This window comes from Nitrincola iocasae, from assembly GCF_008727795.1.
Classification (GTDB): domain Bacteria; phylum Pseudomonadota; class Gammaproteobacteria; order Pseudomonadales; family Balneatricaceae; genus Nitrincola; species Nitrincola iocasae.
Map to the genome: position 1 here is coordinate 1,166,729 of NZ_CP044222.1, position 19,538 is coordinate 1,186,266.

Genomic DNA, 19,538 nt, shown 5'->3' on the forward strand with positions numbered 1-19,538 from the left:
AGCTCCCACAAGGATTTTTATCAGAGCTCTTCTATCTGTCGGCGGATATCGGCGATTTTACGCTCCATCACTTTTTCAAGGTGATCGATTTCATCTAGCAGTATTTCTTTACGGCCCTTGGCGGTGTGCATTTCGTCGGCCAGTTTTTCCAGCTCAGTCAGTGCACGCAGGAAGTAGGGGGATGACTCGGAAGTTTCGCGATAGGACACCTTGCCTTCGTTCACTCGAACTGTTTTAACCTGGCGCTTGAATTTGAATTTTTTGCTTTTGGCAAACCATTCGCCTGGATCGCGGTGAAAGTAAATTTTCAGTATATCCATATCACCTTCCTGGCGCGTAGAAAACTTCTCGATTTCGGAGACGTCTTCAACTCCCATTTCGGCTAGTGTCTTAAATTTCTCAACGGTCATAATGCCACTCTCTTTTGGCTGCGGGCTTTGGTGCGGGTAACTGTACGACATTAGTATAGCGCAAGGGATTGAAATGGTTTAGGGATGAATCAAAAAATATTGACTGATGCAGGAGCGGCGCAATAAAAAAAGCCAGGATGTCTGTTGTGGACATCCTGGCTGTCATTTGTCTGAAACTAGCCGCAATCAGGCAAGTTCAGCAAAACACTCGCTGATGATGTCCAGTCCCTGCTGCAGTTGAGCGTCGGGTACTGTCAGAGGTACCAGAATACGCACAACGTTGCCGTAAAGACCGCAGGAAATCAGGATCAGACCCTTATCACGTGCTTTAGCGACTACTTTTGCGGTAAGTTCAGGTTGTGGCTGACCTTGCTCATCGATCAGTTCTATCGCGATCATGGCACCCAGACCACGCACATCCGCAATGACTTTGTGCTGCTGCGACAGATTGGTCAGGTAATCGCGAAGAGTTGTGCCAACAACCTTGGCACGATCCAGTAGCTGCTCTTCCTCGAATACCTGTAACACGCCTAATGCGGCTGCGCAGGCTGTTGGGCTGCCGCCATAGGTACCACCCAGGCCACCGGGTGCAATACTGTCCATAATGTCAGCTTTGCCGACAATACCTGACAGCGGGAAACCACCGGCAATGGATTTGGCAAAGGTGGTGATATCCGGCTCGACTCCCATCTGCTCCATGGCAAAGAAAGTACCGGTGCGGCCTGCACCTGTCTGGACTTCATCAGCAATCAGCAGAATACCGTGCTTGTCACAAATCTCACGCAGGGCTGCCATGAAGGCTTTCGGTGCGACATAGAAACCGCCTTCGCCCTGAACGGGTTCGAGAATGATGGCGGCAATGTTGCAGGCTTCTGCATCAAATTTGAAGATACGCTCGATAGAGGCAATAGCCTCTTCAGTGCTGATACCATGCATTTCACAGGGGTAGAGGGCACGGTAAACATCACCGGGCATCAGACCCATGCCACTGGAGTAAGGAGCGATTTTACCGGTCAGAGCCAGTGTTGCCAGGGTGCGGCCATGATAACCAGCGCCAAAGGCGATAACACCGGTGCGCCCGGTGTGTGCCCGCGCTACTTTGAGGGCGTTTTCAACGGCTTCTGCACCGGTGGTGAATAGCGCGCTTTTCTTGGCAGATGGACCGGTGGCCAGCGCATTGATTTTTTCACATACCGCTACGTAGGGCTCATAACCCATCACCATGAAACAGGTGTGTGACAGTTTTTCCAGCTGTTCGGCAACCGCCTGCTTGACCGTGTCATGCAGATGGCCGGTATTCAAAACGGCAATACCGCCAGCAAAATCGATAAACTTGCGTCCCTCTACATCAGTCAAGGTAGCGTTTTTTGCCGAATCGATAAACAGCGGGTGGGCGAGGCCAACGCCTCTGGCAACAGCCTGATTTTTCCGCTCTATCATGCCAGCATTGGTTTTACTCATGATCGTTTTTCTCCAGATTATATATTCAGATATTGATGCAGAGGTATTTCATTTCCAGGTATTCTTCAATGCCATGACGTGAACCTTCACGTCCCAGACCTGAAGATTTAACGCCACCGAAGGGTGCCACTTCTGTGGAAATTACGCCGGTGTTAATGCCGACCATGCCGTACTCAAGTGCTTCAGCGACACGCCAGACACGACCGAGGTCTCGGGCATAGAAGTAAGCTGCCAGGCCATATTCGGTGTCATTGGCCATATGAATCACGTCAGCTTCATCTTCAAAGGCGAACAGTGGTGCCAGTGGGCCGAAGGTCTCTTCACGGGCAATCAACATATCGGGCGTTGCGCCGGTGATGATGGTCGGTTCAAAGAAGGTTCCGCCCAGTGAATGAGGGCTACCGCCGGTGGTCAGCTTGGCACCCTTGCTGAGTGCATCTTCCAGGTGGCTTTGTACTTTTTTGACCGCATTGGCATCGATCAATGGACCGGTAGTGACGCCGTCTTCCAGACCGTTACCGACTTTGAGTTTTGCCACCGCGACGGCGAATTTCTCGGCGAAGGCATCGTAGACACCTTTCTGCACATAGATGCGGTTAGCGCATACACAGGTCTGACCGGCGTTACGGTATTTGGAAATGATTGCCCCTTCTACGGCAGCATCCAGATCAGCATCATCAAATACTACAAACGGGGCATTACCACCCAGTTCCAATGACAGTTTTTTCAGTGTCGGTGCACACTGTTGCATCAGCTTGATCCCCACACCGGTAGAGCCGGTGAAGGAGAGCTTACGCACCACATCACTGCTGCAGAACACATTGCCGACAGCAATGGAGTCTTCTGCAGTGGCCGTTACAACGCTGAGTACGCCCGGTGGAATACCCGCTTCTTCTGCCAGTTGAACCAGTGCAAGTGCGGAAAAGGGGGTTTGTGGTGCTGGCTTGAGCACCATGGTGCAACCGGCAGCCAATGCTGGTGCGGCTTTACGGGTAATCATCGCTGATGGGAAGTTCCAGGGCGTGATCGCAGCCGCGACACCGATGGGCTGACGAATAACCACAATGCGTTTGTCAGCCTGATGACCAGGAATGGTCTCGCCATAGACACGCTTGGCTTCTTCAGCGAACCACTCAACAAAGGATGCGGCATAGGCAATCTCACCCTTGGCTTCAGCCAGAGGTTTGCCCTGTTCCAGGGTCATCAGACGACCCAGATCATCCTGGTGCTGCATCATCAAATCAAACCAGCGGCGCAGGATTACAGCTCGTTCTTTAGCTGTTTTAGCGCGCCAGGCCGGTAGGGCTGCCTCAGCGGCGTCAATGGCAGCCTGTGTTTCAGCCGCGCCCATGCTGGGTACTTCACCCAGCTTGTCTCCCGTGGCCGGGTTGTGAATGGCATAGGTTTTACCTGAGTCGGCATTGACCCATTGGCCATTGATGTAAGCCTGCTGTCTAAACAGCTGCATCGCTTGTAACATAGGTTTCTCCAATCAAATCCGCGGGTTGCTTATCCCGCGGTTGGTTATCAGGCGTGACCACGCAGTTTTTCACTGCGGCGTCTGAGTAGCTCCATAACCAGCAGGAGCACTACGGACATTAAAATCAGAATAGTTGCCATGGCAGCGATTGCCGGGCTGATATTTTCACGTATACCGGAGAACATCTGAATCGGCAGAGTGCGTTCAGTCGGGCTGGCAATAAACAGGGCTACCACCACCTCATCGAAGGAGGTGGCGAAGGCAAATAAGCCACCCGAAGCAACACCGGGAACAATCTGAGGCAGTACCACGGTGAAAAATACCCGCACTGGACTGGCTCCCAGACTGGCGCCAGCTCGCATTTGGTTGTAGTCAAAGCCCTGTAGCGTGGCGTTCACGGTAATGACCACAAAAGGGACACCCAGCACGGCATGTGCAATCACCAGTCCGGTGTAACTGTTTAACAGTCCGAGATCAGCAAAAAAGAAATACATACCCACGGCCACAATCACCAAGGGTACAACCATAGGCGAAATCAGCAGGGCCAGAATCATGCCTTTTCCAGGGAAATCAGCACGGTTTAAACCCACCGCGGCGAGTGTACCGAAGAACATGGCCAGCACTGTCGCCATTGGCGCTACGATCAAGCTGTTTTTGAGGGAGTCCACCCAAGGACCATCACTGAATATTTCCCGATACCAACGTAGTGAAAAGTCGTTAATGGGATAGGTCAGAAAACTGTCTGCATTAAACGACAGCGGAATAATGACCAGCACCGGCAGCATCAGGAACACCAGAATCAGTCCGCAGAAAATTCTGAAGGTCCAGAACCAGATGTGTTCGACCGGGGAAGCATAGGGTTGTAAGCTCATGATATCAGCTCCGGATCAGTTGTCGTTTGTTGACCAGTTTGTGGTACACCAGATACAGCAACAGGGTCACAAACAGCAACAGGGCACCGAGTGCGGCAGCCATACCCCAGTTATTGGTGGTGTTGGTGTAGTAAGCGACGTAATAGCTCACCATCTGATCAGAAGGGCCGCCCACCAGTGCAGGGGTGATGTAATAGCCCAGCGCCATAATGAACACCAGAATGGTTCCAGCCGCGATACCGGAAATAGTCTGAGGTACATAAACTTGCCAAAAAGCGGCAAAAGGATGTGCACCTAAAGAGACGGCAGCACGTTGGTAAGTGGGTGATACACCTTTCATAACACTGTAGAGTGGCAGAATCATAAACGGCAGCAATACATGTACCATGGCAAAAAATACCCCGATACGGTTGAATACCAACTGCATCGGCGAGTCAATAATTCCTGTCCACATTAAACCTGCATTGACCAGACCGCCGGATTGCAGCAGCACGATCCAGGCCGCTGTACGGACCAGTAACGAGGTCCAAAAAGGCAGCAGCACAAAAATTAGCAGGATATTACTTTTCGCCGGTGGCAGTGTTGCCAGCAAATAAGCCAGTGGAAAGCCCAGGAATAAACAGATAAGTGTGACGCCGCCAGCAATTACCAACGTGCGTTTGAATACCTGGACATACAACTGCTGATTGGGTTCAACCCGGGTGATTTTGCCATCATCACCGCGTTCCATATCCAGCGAGGCTAATAAATAGCGGTCGGTTGTAGTGGGTGCAGCGCGTAGCAGCACATGCCAGGTTTCAGTGTCATTCCAGCGCGCATCTATACCGGTCAGTTCATCTGTCCAACTGACTTCGGTAGTGGCTGGCAGTTTGCGTATCGTGCGAGTTAACAGTGAACGAAAACTGGGATCTTCATAGTTCAGTCGCCGGCCGATACGGCCGAGTCCACCATCCTCTCTGGATTCACGTAGTTCTTCAGCCAGTGCAGCAAACACGGCTTCATCTGGAATCCCGGTACCATCCCATTTGAGAATCTGGGCGGCAGTTTGTGGCATAACCTGGTTGATTTCAGAGTTGTCGATGCTGCGCCATAACATGCTGCTGATTGGCAGCACAAAGGCAACTATCAGAAATAGGGCCAGTGGTGCGACGAGCAACATGGCCTTTATTTTTTTTAAGCGTTCAGCACGGCGCAATTGCGCCTTCAGGCCGGAAACCGGTTCGGCTCCGTCGAGTGTCTGAGTGGCCGTAATGCTGGTCATTATCTCCTCCGGTCTTTCGCAGACCCGTTAATTAAACAATAAACCGGTCGTCCCTGACCGGTACGGGTAACTTATTGAGATGCCCAGGAGTTGAAGCGCTGTTCCAGTTCTTCGCCGTAATCAACCCAGAATTCGGTGTTGACAGCCAAAGCACCTTCAAGGTTAGTTTCGTTGGTAGGCATGCGCATAGCCTGATCCTCTGGTAGCTGAGCCAGGGCTTCTGGCGTTACTGGACCATAAGGAATGCGTTTAGAGTATTCAGCCTGGTTTTCTGGCTGGCTGGCAAAGCGGATGAAATCATAGGCAGTATCAGCGTTGTTGCTGCCCTGTACGATAGCCCAGTAGTCCAGGTCATATACGCTGCCTGACCAGTTGATGGCCAGGTTGCGACCTTCTTCCTGAGCAACAGCAATACGGCCGTTGTAAGCTGAGGACATGACCACATCACCGGCAACCAGCCACTGAGGTGGTTGAGCACCGGCTTCCCACCACTGAATGTGATCCTGAATTTCTTCCAGTTTAGCGAAGGCGCGATCAACACCGGCTGGTGTAGCCAGAACATCGTAAACTTCATTAGCAGGAACGCCATCAGCCATCAGTGCAAATTCAAGTGTGAATTTGGCACCGCGACGCAGGCCGCGCTTACCTGGAAACTCTTCAACATTCCAGAAATCGGCCCAGCTTTGTGGTGCCTTTTCCAGGCGGTCAGCATCATAAGCAAGCACGGTAGACCATACAAACATACCAACGCCACACTCAGTCACAGCCGGTGAAATTAACTGATCTTTGATGCCCAGTTTTTCCCAGTCAATCGGCTCGAACAACCCTTCAAAGCAACCCCGGATAAGTTCTGGTGATTCAACTTCTACCAGATCCCAGCTGACGTTACCGGTTTCAACCATGGCGCGAATGCGTGCGAACTCGCCATTGTAGTCACCTGGGGTCAGGTCTGTACCGGTGCTGCTGGCGAAAGGTGTATAATAGGCTTCCTGCAATGCATCGCCATTGGCACCACCAAAGGAGATAACGGTAAAGGCTTGCGCACTGCCCGCCATGGCCAGACTCGCCGCGAGCAGACTGCCAGTCAATAGATGTTTAGCTGTTTTATTTTTTAGTTTCATTTTGATCTCCGCTATTTTCGGATGGGTTTTCAGGTGTGTGTTGCAGCAAAAAATCAAGAAGCATCCAGTGCTCTGACATCTTCATCACGCCAGCCGATATCGATGAAATCGCCGACAGACAGAGACGGGCAGAGTTCACTGACCGGCACCTTGACATAAAAGTTGTCATTGCCAGCGAGTCCACAACGCAGGCGTAGGTGGTCGCCTAAGTAGATGAATTCATGTAGCTTGACTTTGTAGCGGTTGGGCAGTTCAACACTGCCGCTGTTCAGGTGAATACGTTCAGGACGAATAGAAAGTAGTGTCGGATCTCCAGCTGCAAGCACCTGGCTTTTCGATGCCCGCGTACCCAGGCCGTCCCCAAAACTAACTTGGCAGAAATCCCCTTCAACTGATTGCACTTTGCCCATCAGGGTGTTGTTTTCTCCAATAAACTGCGCAACAAAAGAGTTGGCGGGATATTCATACAGCGCCTGCGGGGTATCGATCTGCTGGATGACGCCATCGTTGAATACGGCAACTCGATCTGACATGGTCAGGGCTTCACTCTGGTCGTGGGTAACAAAGACTACGGTCAGGCCCAGGTTTTCGTGCAGATGTTTGATTTCCAGCTGCATGTGTTCACGCAGTTGTTTATCCAGCGCGCCCAGTGGTTCGTCCATTAACACCAGTTGCGGTTCAAATACCAATGCGCGAGCCAGCGCTACACGCTGTTGCTGCCCACCGGATAATTGTGCCGGGCGACGTTTGGCAAAGGTTTCAAGCTGAATAGTTTGCAGGATTTTGTCTACTTTGGCCTTGGCATCGGCTTTGGGGATTTTACGGGTCTTAAGCGGATAGTAGAGGTTTTCTTCTACGGTCATGTGCGGAAACAGTGCGTAGTTCTGAAACACCATGCCAATATTGCGTTTATGCGGTGGCTGGGTGTTCAGGCGTTGCTCACCAAGAAAAATATCGCCGCTGGTCGGGGTTTCAAAGCCGGCCAGCATCATCAGGCAAGTGGTTTTACCGGAGCCAGATGGACCCAGCAGCGTGACAAATTCACCTTTCTGGATATTGAGATTGAGGTCCTTGACGACGAGAGTCTCACCATCGTAGGTTTTCTGCACACCGGTAAAGCGCACCAAAGGCTCATTGGCCGTGCCTTCTAGCATATCTTTCTCCTCCTGCGTCAGATGAACTGACTTGTTAATTAAAATTGACAGCAAGGGCGAAAAATAACACTCCACTTTCAAGTAGGTGGGTATTATAGTTATTATTCCCTAAGGCTAACGCCCTTGCTGGCAATGCCTGACACGTATGTAGACTTTAAGTTGATAAGTCTGCACAAATTGTGCCAGTTCAGGGTTAACCTTATCGGACATCGCGCGGCCCGTGTGTTAAGTTTATTTATCGCATATTTGGACCATTTAACGCAAGTGTAATTTTATGCCCCGTTTTGGTGCTTAAGTTAGTTTTCGGGGTGGGTTTTGGTGCAGTTTCGGAGTGAGTGGTATGAGTGAGCAGCCGAGTACACAGGAAGAATTTGAATTGGGGGCAAGGTTACGCTTTGTGCGTCAGAATGCGGGTCTTTCGCAGCGGGAGTTGGCCAAGCGTGCCGGTGTCACTAATGCGGCCATCTCCTTAATCGAAAATAATCAGAGCAGCCCCTCTGTCTCTTCTTTGAAAAAGATTCTGGAAGTTATTCCATTATCCCTGACCGATTTTTTTGCCCTGGAACCCCCTGAGGAAAGCCGGGTGTTTTTCAAAGCCAACGAATTAATGCCGCTGACAGCGGGTCCGGTGGATTATCGTCAAGTGGGTGATATGCGTCACCATCAACTGCAAATTTTGTATGAGCACTATGAGCCAGGTGCTGATACTGGTCGCAGTATGTTGCAGCATGAGTCTGAAGAGGGCGGTGTAGTCATTTCCGGCAGTATTGAGCTGACAGTGGGGGACCGTAAACAGATTCTCAAAGCGGGTGATGCCTACCTGTTTGATAGTCGTCAGCCACACCGCTTTCGAAATGTCGGCGATGTAGAGTGTGTAATTGTCAGCGCTTGTACGCCACCTTATCTATAATATGAAGCACGAGGTGAATTAATTGCTGAGGTGGTATGCATTCTGAACGCCGTAAATATTGCTCAGGAAAGTGTCGTACACGACTGGTTTGGGTGACTTCGGGGCTTGTATTGTTGTTGCCGGTTTATCTTTGGTTGATATTGTTAAGTCCTTTTTTTTATACACCTCCGGATGATTTGCCTGCGTTGCAAGAGGGCACTCACAGAGTGTTTGCCTTTGGTACATTGAAGAGCCCCTGGGTACGCTTTTTGGTCATGGGACGTGCGGGCGTAACAGAAGAGGCATCACTGCCGGGTAAACGGCGAGAGGGTTTGAATATTATTGCGGACCCCGCTGCGCAGACCCAAGGCCTGGTGTTTGAAGTAAATGCCAGTGAATTGGCAAGACTGGATCGCTACGAGCGCTTGGGTGTGCGTTATGAACGAGTGAAAATGGTTCTGAATGATGGTAGTCGGGCGTGGGTTTATCGTAGACTGGAAACAGCGGAATCTGCATCCTACTGACATTAAAAGGGACGGCTTATGGCTGAACTTGCAAAATTACGATCCCCCCCGTGGCGGCAAAATGCCGAGGGTGATGTCCGTCGTTGCGGCGTCGAAATTGAGATGAATGGCATGTCACTGGATCAGGTCAGCGAGTTGATCAGTCAGTTGATGTCGCTTGCTGTCAAACAGGATGGTCGCTATGAGCGCCGCTTGACCGGCGATCCGGCTGGCGATTGGATCGTTGAACTGGATTTCGATCTGCTTAAAAAAATGGGCCGTCAAGAGCATGCGGTCGATACCCTGTCGGGGGAGGTGAGTGAGTCGGCTGAAGCTTTACTGAAAACCGTTTCTTTGCCATTGGTTCCCTTGGAGGTAGTGAGTCCCCCTTTACCTTTGGATCGTCTTGACGAGGTAGAACATCTCATTGTTGAGTTGCGTAAGGCGGGAGCTCGGGGCACGTCTGATACCCTGACCAATGCGTTTGGTATGCAGTTTAATCCGGAAATACCCTCGAAAGATGCTGAGCTGCTGACTGCTGTGCTGAAATCATTTTTATGTCTTTATGAATGGTTGTTTAAACGTGCACAGATAGATCTGGCAAGGCGTGTAACTCTGTTTGCTGAGCCGTTTCCCAAAGACTACCTGCTGAAAGTGATAGATCCCGAATACTGGCCTGATTTGGCGCAATTGATGGATGATTACCTGGAATTTAATCCAACCCGTAATCGGGCTCTGGATCTGTTACCCTTGTTCAAATATCTGGATGCACCTCGTGTTGCACGCAAAACGCAGGATGTGTTGATTAAAGCGCGACCTACCTGGCACTACCGTCTGCCTAATTGTGAAATAGATCAGCCAGGTTGGGGGTTGTACCGGTCATGGAATGACTGGGTTGAAGTGGAGCAGCTTGCATCTGACAGGGAGCGTTTAAATAACTGTTGCCGTGATTATCAAAAGTTTCTGGCTCGTCCTCTGGATCGTTGGTTCGGTGACTGGGCGGGGCACTTGGATAAAAATTGGGTTCAGCCTAGCTGAGCTACCGACAGAGAAACGGGAGTCGATATGCAAGCACGACATCATTTTGTTCAATGCAATCACTTAGAAGTGCATTTGACCTGTTGGGGCGATCAAAGTGCTCCTGCGGTTGTGCTCTGGCATGGTTTGACCCGCACAGGTCGGGATTTTGATGAATTGGCACAAACGCTGGCCAAAGACTATTTTGTGCTCTGTCCGGATACACCGGGTCGTGGATACTCCCAATGGAGCCCTTCACCCGAGGTGGATTATGTGCTGCCGCGTTATGTCGAGGTGGCACGCCAACTGCTTGAGGCGTTTCATATAGAGCAGTGTATCTGGATCGGAACGTCTATGGGTGGGCTGATCGGTATGCTGCTGGCTGCCGAAGAGCACACACCAGTTAGTGCACTGTTGGTTAATGACGTAGGTCCGGAGTTGCCTGCCGAGGCGCTGCAGCGCATTCGTGATTATATAGGTATACAGCCGGTGTTTGATTCGTTGACTGCGCTGGAGCAGTGGTTGCAAACGGTGTATGTAACCTTTGGTAAGAATACAGCTGAGTTCTGGCGGCGCATGGCAATCACCTCAAGTCGTCGCCTCACAGATGGTCGCTATACCCTGCATTATGACCCGGCGCTGGTAAAGGCCTTCCAGGTTGAAGATGACGGGCAAACGCTTTGGCCGCAATGGCAGGCCATTCGCTGTCCGCTGATGATAGTGCGTGGCGCTGAATCCGATCTGCTCTCAGTCAGCTTGCTAGAAGCAATGCAGAAAGCACAACCCACAGCACAAAGCGTAACCTTCACCGACGTCGGTCATGCCCCAACATTGGTAAACCCGCAGCAGCAAACAATAGTAGTGGATTGGATCTGTAGGAGCTCGCTCCGCGAGCGATAAAACCACCCCTGTAGGAGCCCGCTCCGCGGGCGATAGAACCATCGCTCACAGAGTGAGCTCCTACAAGAGTGAGCTCCTACAAAGGGAAGCAATCTGCCAATGTAGGAGCCCGCTCCGCGGGCGATAGAAAGATATCTTAGTTAAGCATGGCAGACACTTCGTCACGCAGTTCCGGGTCGCTCTGCAGTGCAAGGGCGATATTGTTGTAGGTTTCAATGTCCATGCCTGCATCTTGTACAGCTTCGACCATCAGTTGGCTGGCTTCCTGTTGTAGCTCAGCAGCCTTTTCCTGGTCGCTGGTGGCTTCGAGGCGTGCTGAATAGTCTGCACGAATAGTGTCCAGATCTCCCTGAACAGATGCGAAGGTTTGTAGGTCGTTTTCAGCAAATTCCATCTGTGCCTGCTGTGTTGCTGGCTGTGCCTGTGTGGCAGCTTCGCTTTCATTGGCAGTTGCAGTGGCAGCAAAGCCCAGGGTGATCAGGCTAGTCAGTGCGGCGGCAAGTAATGTCTTCTTCATCTGATTAACTCCTTTGATTAAATTCAATGTATTAACTGCCATATTCGTGCCAGGTTTTTTATTTTATTTGTAACCTGTTGATATAAATCTTTATTTATAATTAATTTGTACTGTTTTAATAAGATTGGCGACTTCTTCAGTCGGCTGAAATGTGCTATCAAGTGTGTCATAATGGCGCATGTGTCATTAAATACAAGCATGAGGTCTGTTTTGAAAAGGATATTTTCATCTGCGAGCTTACGACGCGTTTTGCTGGTCAGGGTGGCATTGCCTGTGCTGCTGATTCTGGCAGTGATTCTGTCGGCTGGACAGGCGTTGGTGAGTAACTTTATCGAACAACGTATGCAGCGTGATCTGCAGTTAGTTGCCCGGGCGGTGTACTTACCCGTGAGCCAGGCATTGGAGCGCAATGATCTGGAACAGATGCAAAGTAGCATGGCCGCGTTGTTTGGTATGACCGAGGTATATGGCGCTTATCTGTTTGATGCAGAAGGTCAGCCGCTGATCAGTTTCGGGGTAGTTAATCCTACACAGAGGCAAGCCGAAGATGCTTTGCAAAAAACTCTGGCGGGTGAGTTTGAGCAGTATGAGCAGATTCGGGGGCGTGATGTGTACTCTTTCTTTATGCCGATGTTTGATGAGGTGGGGCAACCGAATGGTTTGTTGCAGGTGACTCGGCGGCATCGCGATATTGATCAGCAATTGCTGCGCCTCGCCTATGGTTCCTGGGGTGGCTTCGCGCTGGTCTCTCTGATGATATTGTTTATTCTGGTGTGGACCCATCAGCGTGCCATTGGTGGACCCCTAAATCGTATTTTGGCGAGTATCCGCCGGGTTGAAGCGGGTGAACATGAACATCGGGCCGATGTATATGGGCCTACTGAAATCCGCCAGTTGGCTTTGGGTCTGAACGGCATGCTGGATGCAATTCAACAGGCTGAAGCGCGTGAAGAAGAGCAGCGACTGGCCCGTGAGGTCATTGCTGAACGTTTACGTCAGACAGAAACCCTGGCCGCTCTGGGTCAGTTGTCAGCGGGTGTAGCGCATGAGTTGGGAGCGCCGCTCAGTGTTGTTGATGGACGAGCCAGTCGTTTGCAACGACGCCTGGAAAGTCCACAGGATCTTCGTGAGTTGGAGATGATTCGTCAGCAAGCGGCACGTATGACCTCTATTATTCAGCAGCTGTTGTCGTATGGGCGCTCATCCAGAGCACGGCCACGCCAGTTGGATCTTGAGGCCTTGCTGCTTAGAGCACAGGCATTGATTGCCGGAGAAGGTTATAAAATTGAGCTTCAATCTGGCCCGTCAGCGATGCTCAGCGGTGACTCTCTCAGTCTCGAACAGGCTTTGATCAATCTACTGCGTAATGCGTGTCAGGCGTGCCCACAAGGGCCGGTCAGAATGGCATGGAGTGTGGATGAGGCTATCCATTTGACCATTGAGGATGCAGGCCCTGGTATTGATGTCGCAATTCGTAACCAGGTGTTTGACCCTTTCGTCACTACTAAAACACCCGGTGAAGGCAGTGGTCTCGGGTTGGCGATCGTAAAACGGATTGTGGAAGAGCATGGGGGGCGAATTCGTATAGGTGACAGTGAATTGGGCGGTGCCTGTTTTGAATTAACCTTTCCGCTTGCCAAAACACAGGAAAATAATCATGTCTAAAACTCAAGCGTCTTTATTACTGGTTGAGGATGATCAGGCGTTGGCTAATCTGATCAGCGAAGAGCTGGAGGCGGAAGGGTTTCAACTGGCGGTGGCCGAAACGCTGGCGGATGCACATGCCTGGCTGGAGCAACAGCAACCGGCACTGATCATTACAGACCTGCGCCTGCCGGATGGCCATGGTATGGCATTGGTCAAAGCCGTGATGCAGCAGGATGAATCGCAACGTCCGGGGATTATTGTTATTACCGCATTTGGCAGTGTGCGACAGGCGGTTGAAGCCTTGCAGGCGGGCGCAGATGACTTTTTGACCAAGCCCCTGGATCTGGATCACTTTATGTTGAGTGTGCAAAAAGTACTGGAGAACCACAAAGTACGTAATGAATTGCGTCAGTTCCGAAAAATCACACAACAGCGTGCCTCTTTTCATGGCATGCTGGGCAAAAGCCGGACAATCCGGACCCTGTTCGATCAGATTCGGGTGGTTGCCAGGGCGCAAGGGCCGGTATTGATTAATGGTGAAAGCGGCACCGGCAAGGAATTGGTTGCCAGGGCCTTGCATGCGGAAAGTGATCGGGCTGAGGGGCCGTTCCTGGCGGTGAACTGCGCTGGCATTCCACAGGAATTGTTGGAAAGTGAGTTTTTTGGTCATGCGGCAGGGGCTTTTACCGGAGCAAACAAGGCTCGAAAAGGCTTGTTGCAAGAAGCTCAGAAGGGTTCACTGTTGCTCGATGAAATAGGTGAAATGCCTCTGGCTCTGCAGGCTAAGCTGCTGCGAGCACTACAGGATGGTTCGATTCGCCCGGTCGGGCAGGATACCGAGGTACAGGTGGATGTTCGTATTTTTGCTGCCACACACCGGGACTTGAAGCAGAAGGTGGAGCAGGGTAGTTTTCGTGAGGATCTTTATTACCGTTTGGAAACCTTTGCTATCCAGATTCCCGCTCTGCGAGAACGCGACGATGACCTGGAGATGATGGCACAGCAGTTTGTACGTCAGATCGCGATGACTCAAGGTAAGCCAGTCAAAGGGTTTTCTGTAGCGGCGTTAAGTCTGATTCGTGGCTATAGTTTTCCGGGTAATGTGCGAGAGTTGCAAAATGTGGTTGAACGCGCCGTGGCTTTTTGCGATAGCGACTGGATTGAGCCGCAGCATCTACCCAGCCGACTTCTGGACGCCTTGTCGCCAGTTAGTGATGGAACCACTCAGACAACGGATAACAGCGATAAAGAACAGCGTCTGCTGGCTGGTAACCTGCTACCTACGTTGGATGAATTGCAACAACGTTATGTCCACATGGTGCTGGATGAAGTGAATGGAAATAAACGTCGCGCCGCAGCATTGTTGGGAATTGGTCGGCGTACTCTGTATCGCTGGCTGGAGTAAGCTATTAGTTCAGCCAGGGAGAGGCCTCCCTGAAAACCCATTTAGGTTCAAGCTGAATGTGCAACTAATATAAGAGCACCTGCCCGTAGTGTAAAAGTCTCCAGACCCCCGTCATCAGCATTAAATATAACCGTGCGGTTATTATTATGGGTGCAATATGAAGCTTCAGATTGAGAGTGTGGAAGACATCGGAATGCTTGTTCGACTGGTTTGTGTTCTGCCTGTTGATTGGTAACACGGATAACCACCTCAAGAACCTGTCGTTTTATATGTCGCCGGAAGGGGTGGTCATTACCCCGCATTATGATCTGCTCTGTACGGCGGTGTATGAACCTGACAATGGTTGGTTGAATGCAAGGCTGGAATGGAAGATTGGCTCGGTGAGGACGTTAGGGGAGGTGAATCCTGTCTATCTGGTGGAGCTGGGCAGTGTTCTCAAAGTTCCGCCGCGCTTACAGAAGCAAACTGTCAGTCGTATGATCAAGACAATTGAGCAGCAGCTCCCCGTGATCTATGAGGAGATCCAGGCAACCCTGTATCCGGCAGGGATAAGCAAGGAAGGCGAATTGCGTTTGCTCCAACAGATTCACTATGGTGTGATTGCAGATATGGCTGCACGATTGGCGATCTGACTGGGGCACAGACCTCGCAGGCCCGGTCGAGGATTTGCGCGGGCTTTGCTAAACAAGTGTTTTACAAATAGCTAAATAGTGGTTTCAAGAGTAGGGTTGTTTAAGATTGCACCGCGCGGTGCGATGTTAGAGGTAAGGAGCAACCAATAATGAAAACATACCCCTTAAAACCCCTGTCGCTCGTTTTACTGATATTTGGATTTTCAACAACTGTTTCGGCTCTGGAAGGTGATGCTGAGCGTGGCAAGGCAGCGGCCGCGGTATGTACAGCCTGCCATCAGGCCGATGGCAGTGGCCTGTCGGTTCCGGGCGCTGAATCCTGGCCGAGGCTGGCTGGCCTGAACGCGGCTTATATATACAAGCAGTTGCAGGACTTTAACAGCGGTCAGCGTACTAATGCTGCCATGGCTCCTTTTGCTGCCATGCTTAGTGATCAACAGATGCAGGATGTCGCTGTGTATTTCAGCCAGTTGGTGCCCCGCCTCGCTCAAGGTGGAGAGGCTGTTGATGAAGCCTTGCTGAAGCAGGGTGAAATGCTGGTAACACGGGGTGACTGGTCTCGCTATATCCCTTCCTGTCAGTCTTGTCATGGACCGAATAGCCAGGGTGCCGGTGCGTCTTTCCCCGGTATTGCCGGGCAGCATGCAGGCTATCTGGAAGCTCAGCTATACAACTGGCAGCAGGGTAAGCGTCGCAATGATCCACAGCAGTTGATGCTGGCGATTGCTGAGCGAATGAATGCTGACGATATCAAGGCGGTAGCGGCCTGGCTATCTATGCAGCCGGCCAAGTGAGGGTCTAATTATGGTTAAGTTAACAAGTGCCTTAAGTATCAGTGTGTTGGCAGGTTGGGCAGGTGTTAGCCTTGCGGCTGAGCCCCCTCGTATTCCAGTCAATTTTCCACAACCTGAAGCCGGGCAATATGTCCATGTTCCCCCTACGCTGGCTGATCTGGAAGAAGCAACTATTCACCCGGAGCTTAAACGGGTGATCCGTCGTGGTCATGATCTATTTGTAAATACTCAGCAATTGCGTGGCGAGAACGTTTTCAACGATATGAATTGCTCCAGTTGTCACCTGGGAGAGGGGGCGCAGCCTTTTTCAGCGCCGGTATGGCCCGCCGCAGTAGTGTTACCAAATTTTCGGTCCAAGAATCAGCAAGTAAATAGTCTGGAGGAACGTATTGCCGGATGTTTTAGTTTTTCCATGAATGGAAAGCCACCTGAATATGGCAGTGACAATCTATTAGCCTTGGCCGCCTATCATCAATGGCTGGCAAAAGGTGTGCCTATTTATCAGCCGGGTGATAGCCTGTATGGGCGAGGTTATCCCATTGGTCAGCCGGATGCAGAGCCATCATACGAACGCGGACAGGTATTGTATGAAGCTAACTGCAGTATTTGCCATGCCGAGAATGGCGGTGGTTTGAGGGTAGGTGATGACGTGCAATATCCCGCTGTATGGGGTGATGCGTCATACAATTGGGGAGCGGGCATCACCCGGATTTCCACTCTGGCTGGCTTTATTCATAACAACATGCCGCTGGGACAGCCGCGTAGTATGAGTGTACAGGACTCTTGGGATCTGGCCGATTATATCAATAGTCAGGAACGGCCACAGGATCCACGTTATACTGGTGATGTAGCTGAAACACGCGCTCTGTATTTGGATACCTTCCACAAATCGACCTATTACGGGCTCGAAAAGCAAGGGCGCTTACTGGGAGATCATGACAATCTGGGAGAAAAGGACTTTCTGAAACCAGGTGCATTAAGGCCGCGTTTCTTTGAGTAACTGCTTGAATATAAAATAGGCTGAATGGATGCGCCAGTTCAAAACCGGAACCGGCGCATGGTGCTGTTTCAAGCTTCGCGTTTGTCGACCATAAAGGTGGCTTCACCGGTGGCAACAAGTGCTTCGCCTACTGTTACATCAGTACGCATTTTTACCCGGCGACGTTTTTCATCTATGTCGATGACGGTCAGCGTTGCCTTGGCTGTATCACCAATATGCACAGGGGCTTTAAACTTGATCTGCTGATCTATGTAAATAGCACCAGGTCCCGGCAGGCGCGTGCCTGCTACTGTGGAGATCAGCGCTGCACTGAACATGCCGTGGACGATACGTTGTTTGAAAATAGTTGTTTTTGCATATTCTTCGTTGATATGCACTGGGTTATTGTCACCTGAGATGCCAGCAAACATATAAACATCTGATTCAGATATGGTTTTCGCGTATGAATCGCTCATGCCCACTGTCAGATCTTCCAGGTAATAGCCGTGAATATCCTGCATTTTTTTATCCTGCCTGTCATGTGTTGTAAAAATCGTTCAGTATAAGTAACAGAGTAACCGATTTTGTGCTTATCAGATACGCTTTGCGTGTTAGAATAAGTATAAACCCTTATGGATGGCAATGCGCTAGCTTAGCAATGGCATTCCATTTGAATGTGTTCGAATGATCAACAGAAGGTAGTTTATGGCTGACTATAACGCTCCGGTAAAAGATATGAAACTTGCGCTGAATCAGATAGCGCGCATGACAGAATTATCAACCCTGCCTGTCTTTGAAGATGCATCGGCTGATATGGTAGATGCAATTCTGGATGAGGCGGCACGTGTAGCACGTGATGTGGTAGCGCCCACCAACTGGGATGGCGATCAGAAAGGCGTCAGTCTTAAGGATGGTGGCGTTGTTTGCCCTGAGAGCTTCCGCGATGCCTATAACCAGTACGCCGAAGGCGGCTGGGGTTCACTGCAGTTTGATCCTGAACACGGTGGACAGGGTATGCCCTATTTGCTTTCTGTAGCGGTTATGGAAATGTGGCAAGCGGCAAATATGGCCTGGGGCCTATGTCCTCTGTTGTCACAGGGTGCGGTAGAGTGCCTGTCCATTAATGCGGATGATGCCTTAAAAGCTATTTACTTGCCGAAACTCATCAGTGGCGAGTGGGCCGGTACCATGAACCTGACTGAGGGCAGTGCTGGTTCAGATCTGTCGCAGGTACGCTGTAAAGCCGAGAAAGACGGTGATGCTTATCGTGTCACGGGTGAAAAAATCTTTATCACCTGGGGTGACCACAGTCTGACTGAAAATATCGCCCATCTGGTTTTGGCACGCCTGCCGGATGCGCCTGCCGGCGTTCGTGGTATCTCCTTGTTCCTGGTGCCGAAATACTTGGTCAATGCGGATGGCTCGCTGGGTGAGTACAACAACACCAAGCCCTTGTCGCTGGAACACAAAATGGGTATCCACGCCAGCCCCACGGCGGTGATGGGATTTGAAAATTCTGTCGGTTACCTGGTGGGTGAAGAGAATCGCGGCCTCGCTTGCATGTTCACCATGATGAATAATGCCCGTTTGGGCGTAGGTTTGCAGGGTGTGGCGATTTCAGAGCGCGCCTACCAGCAGGCACTGGTGTTTGCGAATGAGCGCATCCAGAGCCCTGCCGTCGGTTATAAAGTACCGGGTCCGATTATTCGTCATGGTGATGTACGGCGTATGTTGCTGACCATGAAAGCCTTGACTGAAGCGGGTAGGGCGCTGACTTATGATGCCTGTGGCAGCATCGACTTTTCTCATCATGCTGAAGATGAAACGCGTCGCAGCCGTGAAAAAGCCCGTGCAGCGCTGCTGACACCAGTGGTCAAAGGTTGGTGTACCGAGTTTGCTCAGGAAGTGACTTCACTGGGTGTGCAGGTGCATGGTGGTATGGGCTTTGTCGAAGAAACCGGTGCCGCCCAGCACTACCGTGACGCGCGTATCCTGCCGATTTACGAAGGCACCAACGGCATACAGGCACTGGACCTGGTCGGCCGGAAAGTGCTGCTGGATAAGGGTGAAGCCCTGACGTTACTGTTGTCTGAAATGCGCGAAACTATTGTGCTTGGTGGTGCGTTTGCGGATCTGGCCGCTGATCTGGAGCAGGCTGTAGTGGCTATTGAAACCGCCCGTGATGAACTGCTGGCCGGTGCCGCTGATGATCCGCAGTTAGCCGGTGCCGTGGCCTATAACTTCATGATGCTGTTGGGCACCGTAGCCGGTGCCTGGGAGTTGCTACGCCAAGCTGAAGCGGCTAAAACTCTGCAGTCTGAAGGTGAAGATGATGCCTTCCTGGAAGCTAAACAGGTGACTACACGCTTCTATTTCGAGCAGATCCTGCCACGCTACCTGGGCTATGCCCGTATGGTTAAAGCCGGTAGTGCGACTATCACCGAAATGAGCGACGAGCAATTCGCCACGGCTTGGTGAGTCTGATGTAATCAGGCC

Annotated in this window: 19 protein-coding genes; 10 read left to right on the top strand and 9 right to left on the bottom strand. The window is 51.1% G+C overall.

Annotated features, from left to right (window positions below; translation table 11 throughout):
• Window positions 1–20 precede the first annotated feature (20 nt).
• From F5I99_RS05395 to F5I99_RS05425, 7 genes are all read right to left on the bottom strand, one after another.
• Window positions 21–410, bottom strand: coding sequence for a DUF3461 family protein (locus F5I99_RS05395; RefSeq protein ID WP_151054006.1), 390 nt, complete (start codon window positions 408–410; stop codon window positions 21–23).
• A gap of 186 nt (window positions 411–596) precedes the next feature.
• On the bottom strand, window positions 597–1,871 hold the full coding sequence (gene gabT, locus F5I99_RS05400) for a 4-aminobutyrate--2-oxoglutarate transaminase (RefSeq protein WP_151054007.1): 1,275 nt from the start codon (window positions 1,869–1,871) through the stop codon (window positions 597–599).
• 25 nt (window positions 1,872–1,896) lie between these two features.
• The gene (gene gabD / locus F5I99_RS05405; RefSeq protein WP_151054008.1) at window positions 1,897–3,351 is read right to left on the bottom strand and encodes an NADP-dependent succinate-semialdehyde dehydrogenase; all 1,455 of its coding nucleotides are present in this window, start codon (window positions 3,349–3,351) and stop codon (window positions 1,897–1,899) included.
• A 47-nt stretch (window positions 3,352–3,398) separates the two neighbouring features.
• A complete protein-coding gene (locus F5I99_RS05410) occupies window positions 3,399–4,223 on the bottom strand; it encodes an ABC transporter permease (RefSeq protein WP_151054009.1) in 825 nt (274 codons plus the stop codon).
• Between the two features lie 4 nt (window positions 4,224–4,227).
• A complete protein-coding gene (locus F5I99_RS05415; protein ID WP_151054010.1) occupies window positions 4,228–5,484 on the bottom strand; it encodes an ABC transporter permease in 1,257 nt (418 codons plus the stop codon).
• A 71-nt stretch (window positions 5,485–5,555) separates the two neighbouring features.
• Window positions 5,556–6,605: an ABC transporter substrate-binding protein gene (locus F5I99_RS05420; protein WP_151054011.1), complete on the bottom strand. Its 1,050-nt coding sequence runs from the start codon at window positions 6,603–6,605 to the stop codon at window positions 5,556–5,558.
• Between the two features lie 53 nt (window positions 6,606–6,658).
• Window positions 6,659–7,759 carry an ABC transporter ATP-binding protein gene (locus F5I99_RS05425; protein ID WP_151054012.1) on the bottom strand — a complete coding sequence of 367 codons (1,101 nt, stop codon included), beginning with the start codon at window positions 7,757–7,759 and terminating at the stop codon, window positions 6,659–6,661.
• A gap of 340 nt (window positions 7,760–8,099) precedes the next feature.
• Here F5I99_RS05425 and F5I99_RS05430 point away from each other — a divergent pair, with 340 nt between their 5' ends.
• From F5I99_RS05430 to F5I99_RS05445, 4 genes are read left to right on the top strand one after another with little or no spacing between them, the layout of a single operon-like run.
• Window positions 8,100–8,669 (top strand): cupin domain-containing protein, encoded by a 570-nt coding sequence (locus F5I99_RS05430; protein WP_151054013.1) that lies wholly within the window; start codon window positions 8,100–8,102, stop codon window positions 8,667–8,669.
• Window positions 8,670–8,704: 35 nt separating this feature from the next.
• Complete coding sequence (locus F5I99_RS05435; protein WP_151054014.1) at window positions 8,705–9,172, top strand: gamma-glutamylcyclotransferase family protein; 468 nt, start codon at window positions 8,705–8,707, stop codon at window positions 9,170–9,172.
• Between the two features lie 18 nt (window positions 9,173–9,190).
• Window positions 9,191–10,189, top strand: coding sequence for an amidoligase family protein (locus F5I99_RS05440; RefSeq protein ID WP_151054015.1), 999 nt, complete (start codon window positions 9,191–9,193; stop codon window positions 10,187–10,189).
• Between the two features lie 27 nt (window positions 10,190–10,216).
• Entirely contained in the window at window positions 10,217–11,068 is an 852-nt protein-coding gene (locus F5I99_RS05445) for an alpha/beta fold hydrolase (protein ID WP_151054016.1), read from the top strand.
• Window positions 11,069–11,204: 136 nt separating this feature from the next.
• Here F5I99_RS05445 and F5I99_RS05450 read toward each other — a convergent pair whose 3' ends face one another.
• Entirely contained in the window at window positions 11,205–11,585 is a 381-nt protein-coding gene (locus F5I99_RS05450) for a DUF4168 domain-containing protein (RefSeq protein WP_151054017.1), read from the bottom strand.
• Between the two features lie 210 nt (window positions 11,586–11,795).
• Between F5I99_RS05450 and F5I99_RS05455 the strand changes: the two genes are divergently transcribed.
• The 5 genes from F5I99_RS05455 (at window position 11,796) to F5I99_RS05475 (ending at window position 17,063) form a co-directional block, all read left to right on the top strand.
• Entirely contained in the window at window positions 11,796–13,250 is a 1,455-nt protein-coding gene (locus F5I99_RS05455; RefSeq protein ID WP_225307567.1) for a sensor histidine kinase, read from the top strand.
• Window positions 13,243–14,637 (top strand): sigma-54-dependent transcriptional regulator, encoded by a 1,395-nt coding sequence (locus tag F5I99_RS05460; RefSeq protein WP_151054019.1) that lies wholly within the window; start codon window positions 13,243–13,245, stop codon window positions 14,635–14,637. Before F5I99_RS05455 ends, F5I99_RS05460 begins: the two co-directional genes overlap by 8 nt.
• 176 nt (window positions 14,638–14,813) lie before the next feature.
• On the top strand, window positions 14,814–15,269 hold the full coding sequence (locus F5I99_RS05465; RefSeq protein WP_191905958.1) for a HipA domain-containing protein: 456 nt from the start codon (window positions 14,814–14,816) through the stop codon (window positions 15,267–15,269).
• 149 nt (window positions 15,270–15,418) lie between these two features.
• Window positions 15,419–16,063, top strand: coding sequence for a c-type cytochrome (locus F5I99_RS05470; RefSeq protein WP_151054021.1), 645 nt, complete (start codon window positions 15,419–15,421; stop codon window positions 16,061–16,063).
• A gap of 10 nt (window positions 16,064–16,073) precedes the next feature.
• Window positions 16,074–17,063 carry a c-type cytochrome gene (locus tag F5I99_RS05475; protein WP_151054022.1) on the top strand — a complete coding sequence of 330 codons (990 nt, stop codon included), beginning with the start codon at window positions 16,074–16,076 and terminating at the stop codon, window positions 17,061–17,063.
• Between the two features lie 68 nt (window positions 17,064–17,131).
• Here the strand turns inward: F5I99_RS05475 and F5I99_RS05480 are convergent, their stop codons facing one another.
• Window positions 17,132–17,563: a MaoC family dehydratase gene (locus tag F5I99_RS05480; RefSeq protein WP_151054023.1), complete on the bottom strand. Its 432-nt coding sequence runs from the start codon at window positions 17,561–17,563 to the stop codon at window positions 17,132–17,134.
• A gap of 184 nt (window positions 17,564–17,747) precedes the next feature.
• Between F5I99_RS05480 and F5I99_RS05485 the strand changes: the two genes are divergently transcribed.
• Window positions 17,748–19,520, top strand: a complete 1,773-nt coding sequence (locus F5I99_RS05485) for an acyl-CoA dehydrogenase C-terminal domain-containing protein (protein WP_151054024.1) — start codon at window positions 17,748–17,750, stop codon at window positions 19,518–19,520.
• Window positions 19,521–19,538 lie beyond the last annotated feature (18 nt).

Bases quoted from the DNA above. Each gene is read 5' to 3' on its own strand.
- F5I99_RS05395 (WP_151054006.1), bottom strand. From the start codon at position 410: ATGACCGTTGAGAAATTTAAGACACTAGCCGAAATGGGAGTTGAAGAC.
- gabT (WP_151054007.1), bottom strand. From the start codon at position 1,871: ATGAGTAAAACCAATGCTGGCATGATAGAGCGGAAAAATCAGGCTGTT.
- gabD (WP_151054008.1), bottom strand. From the start codon at position 3,351: ATGTTACAAGCGATGCAGCTGTTTAGACAGCAGGCTTACATCAATGGC.
- F5I99_RS05410 (WP_151054009.1), bottom strand. From the start codon at position 4,223: ATGAGCTTACAACCCTATGCTTCCCCGGTCGAACACATCTGGTTCTGG.
- F5I99_RS05415 (WP_151054010.1), bottom strand. From the start codon at position 5,484: ATGACCAGCATTACGGCCACTCAGACACTCGACGGAGCCGAACCGGTT.
- F5I99_RS05420 (WP_151054011.1), bottom strand. From the start codon at position 6,605: ATGAAACTAAAAAATAAAACAGCTAAACATCTATTGACTGGCAGTCTG.
- F5I99_RS05425 (WP_151054012.1), bottom strand. From the start codon at position 7,759: ATGCTAGAAGGCACGGCCAATGAGCCTTTGGTGCGCTTTACCGGTGTG.
- F5I99_RS05430 (WP_151054013.1), top strand. From the start codon at position 8,100: ATGAGTGAGCAGCCGAGTACACAGGAAGAATTTGAATTGGGGGCAAGG.
- F5I99_RS05435 (WP_151054014.1), top strand. From the start codon at position 8,705: ATGCATTCTGAACGCCGTAAATATTGCTCAGGAAAGTGTCGTACACGA.
- F5I99_RS05440 (WP_151054015.1), top strand. From the start codon at position 9,191: ATGGCTGAACTTGCAAAATTACGATCCCCCCCGTGGCGGCAAAATGCC.
- F5I99_RS05445 (WP_151054016.1), top strand. From the start codon at position 10,217: ATGCAAGCACGACATCATTTTGTTCAATGCAATCACTTAGAAGTGCAT.
- F5I99_RS05450 (WP_151054017.1), bottom strand. From the start codon at position 11,585: ATGAAGAAGACATTACTTGCCGCCGCACTGACTAGCCTGATCACCCTG.
- F5I99_RS05460 (WP_151054019.1), top strand. From the start codon at position 13,243: ATGTCTAAAACTCAAGCGTCTTTATTACTGGTTGAGGATGATCAGGCG.
- F5I99_RS05470 (WP_151054021.1), top strand. From the start codon at position 15,419: ATGAAAACATACCCCTTAAAACCCCTGTCGCTCGTTTTACTGATATTT.
- F5I99_RS05475 (WP_151054022.1), top strand. From the start codon at position 16,074: ATGGTTAAGTTAACAAGTGCCTTAAGTATCAGTGTGTTGGCAGGTTGG.
- F5I99_RS05480 (WP_151054023.1), bottom strand. From the start codon at position 17,563: ATGCAGGATATTCACGGCTATTACCTGGAAGATCTGACAGTGGGCATG.
- F5I99_RS05485 (WP_151054024.1), top strand. From the start codon at position 17,748: ATGGCTGACTATAACGCTCCGGTAAAAGATATGAAACTTGCGCTGAAT.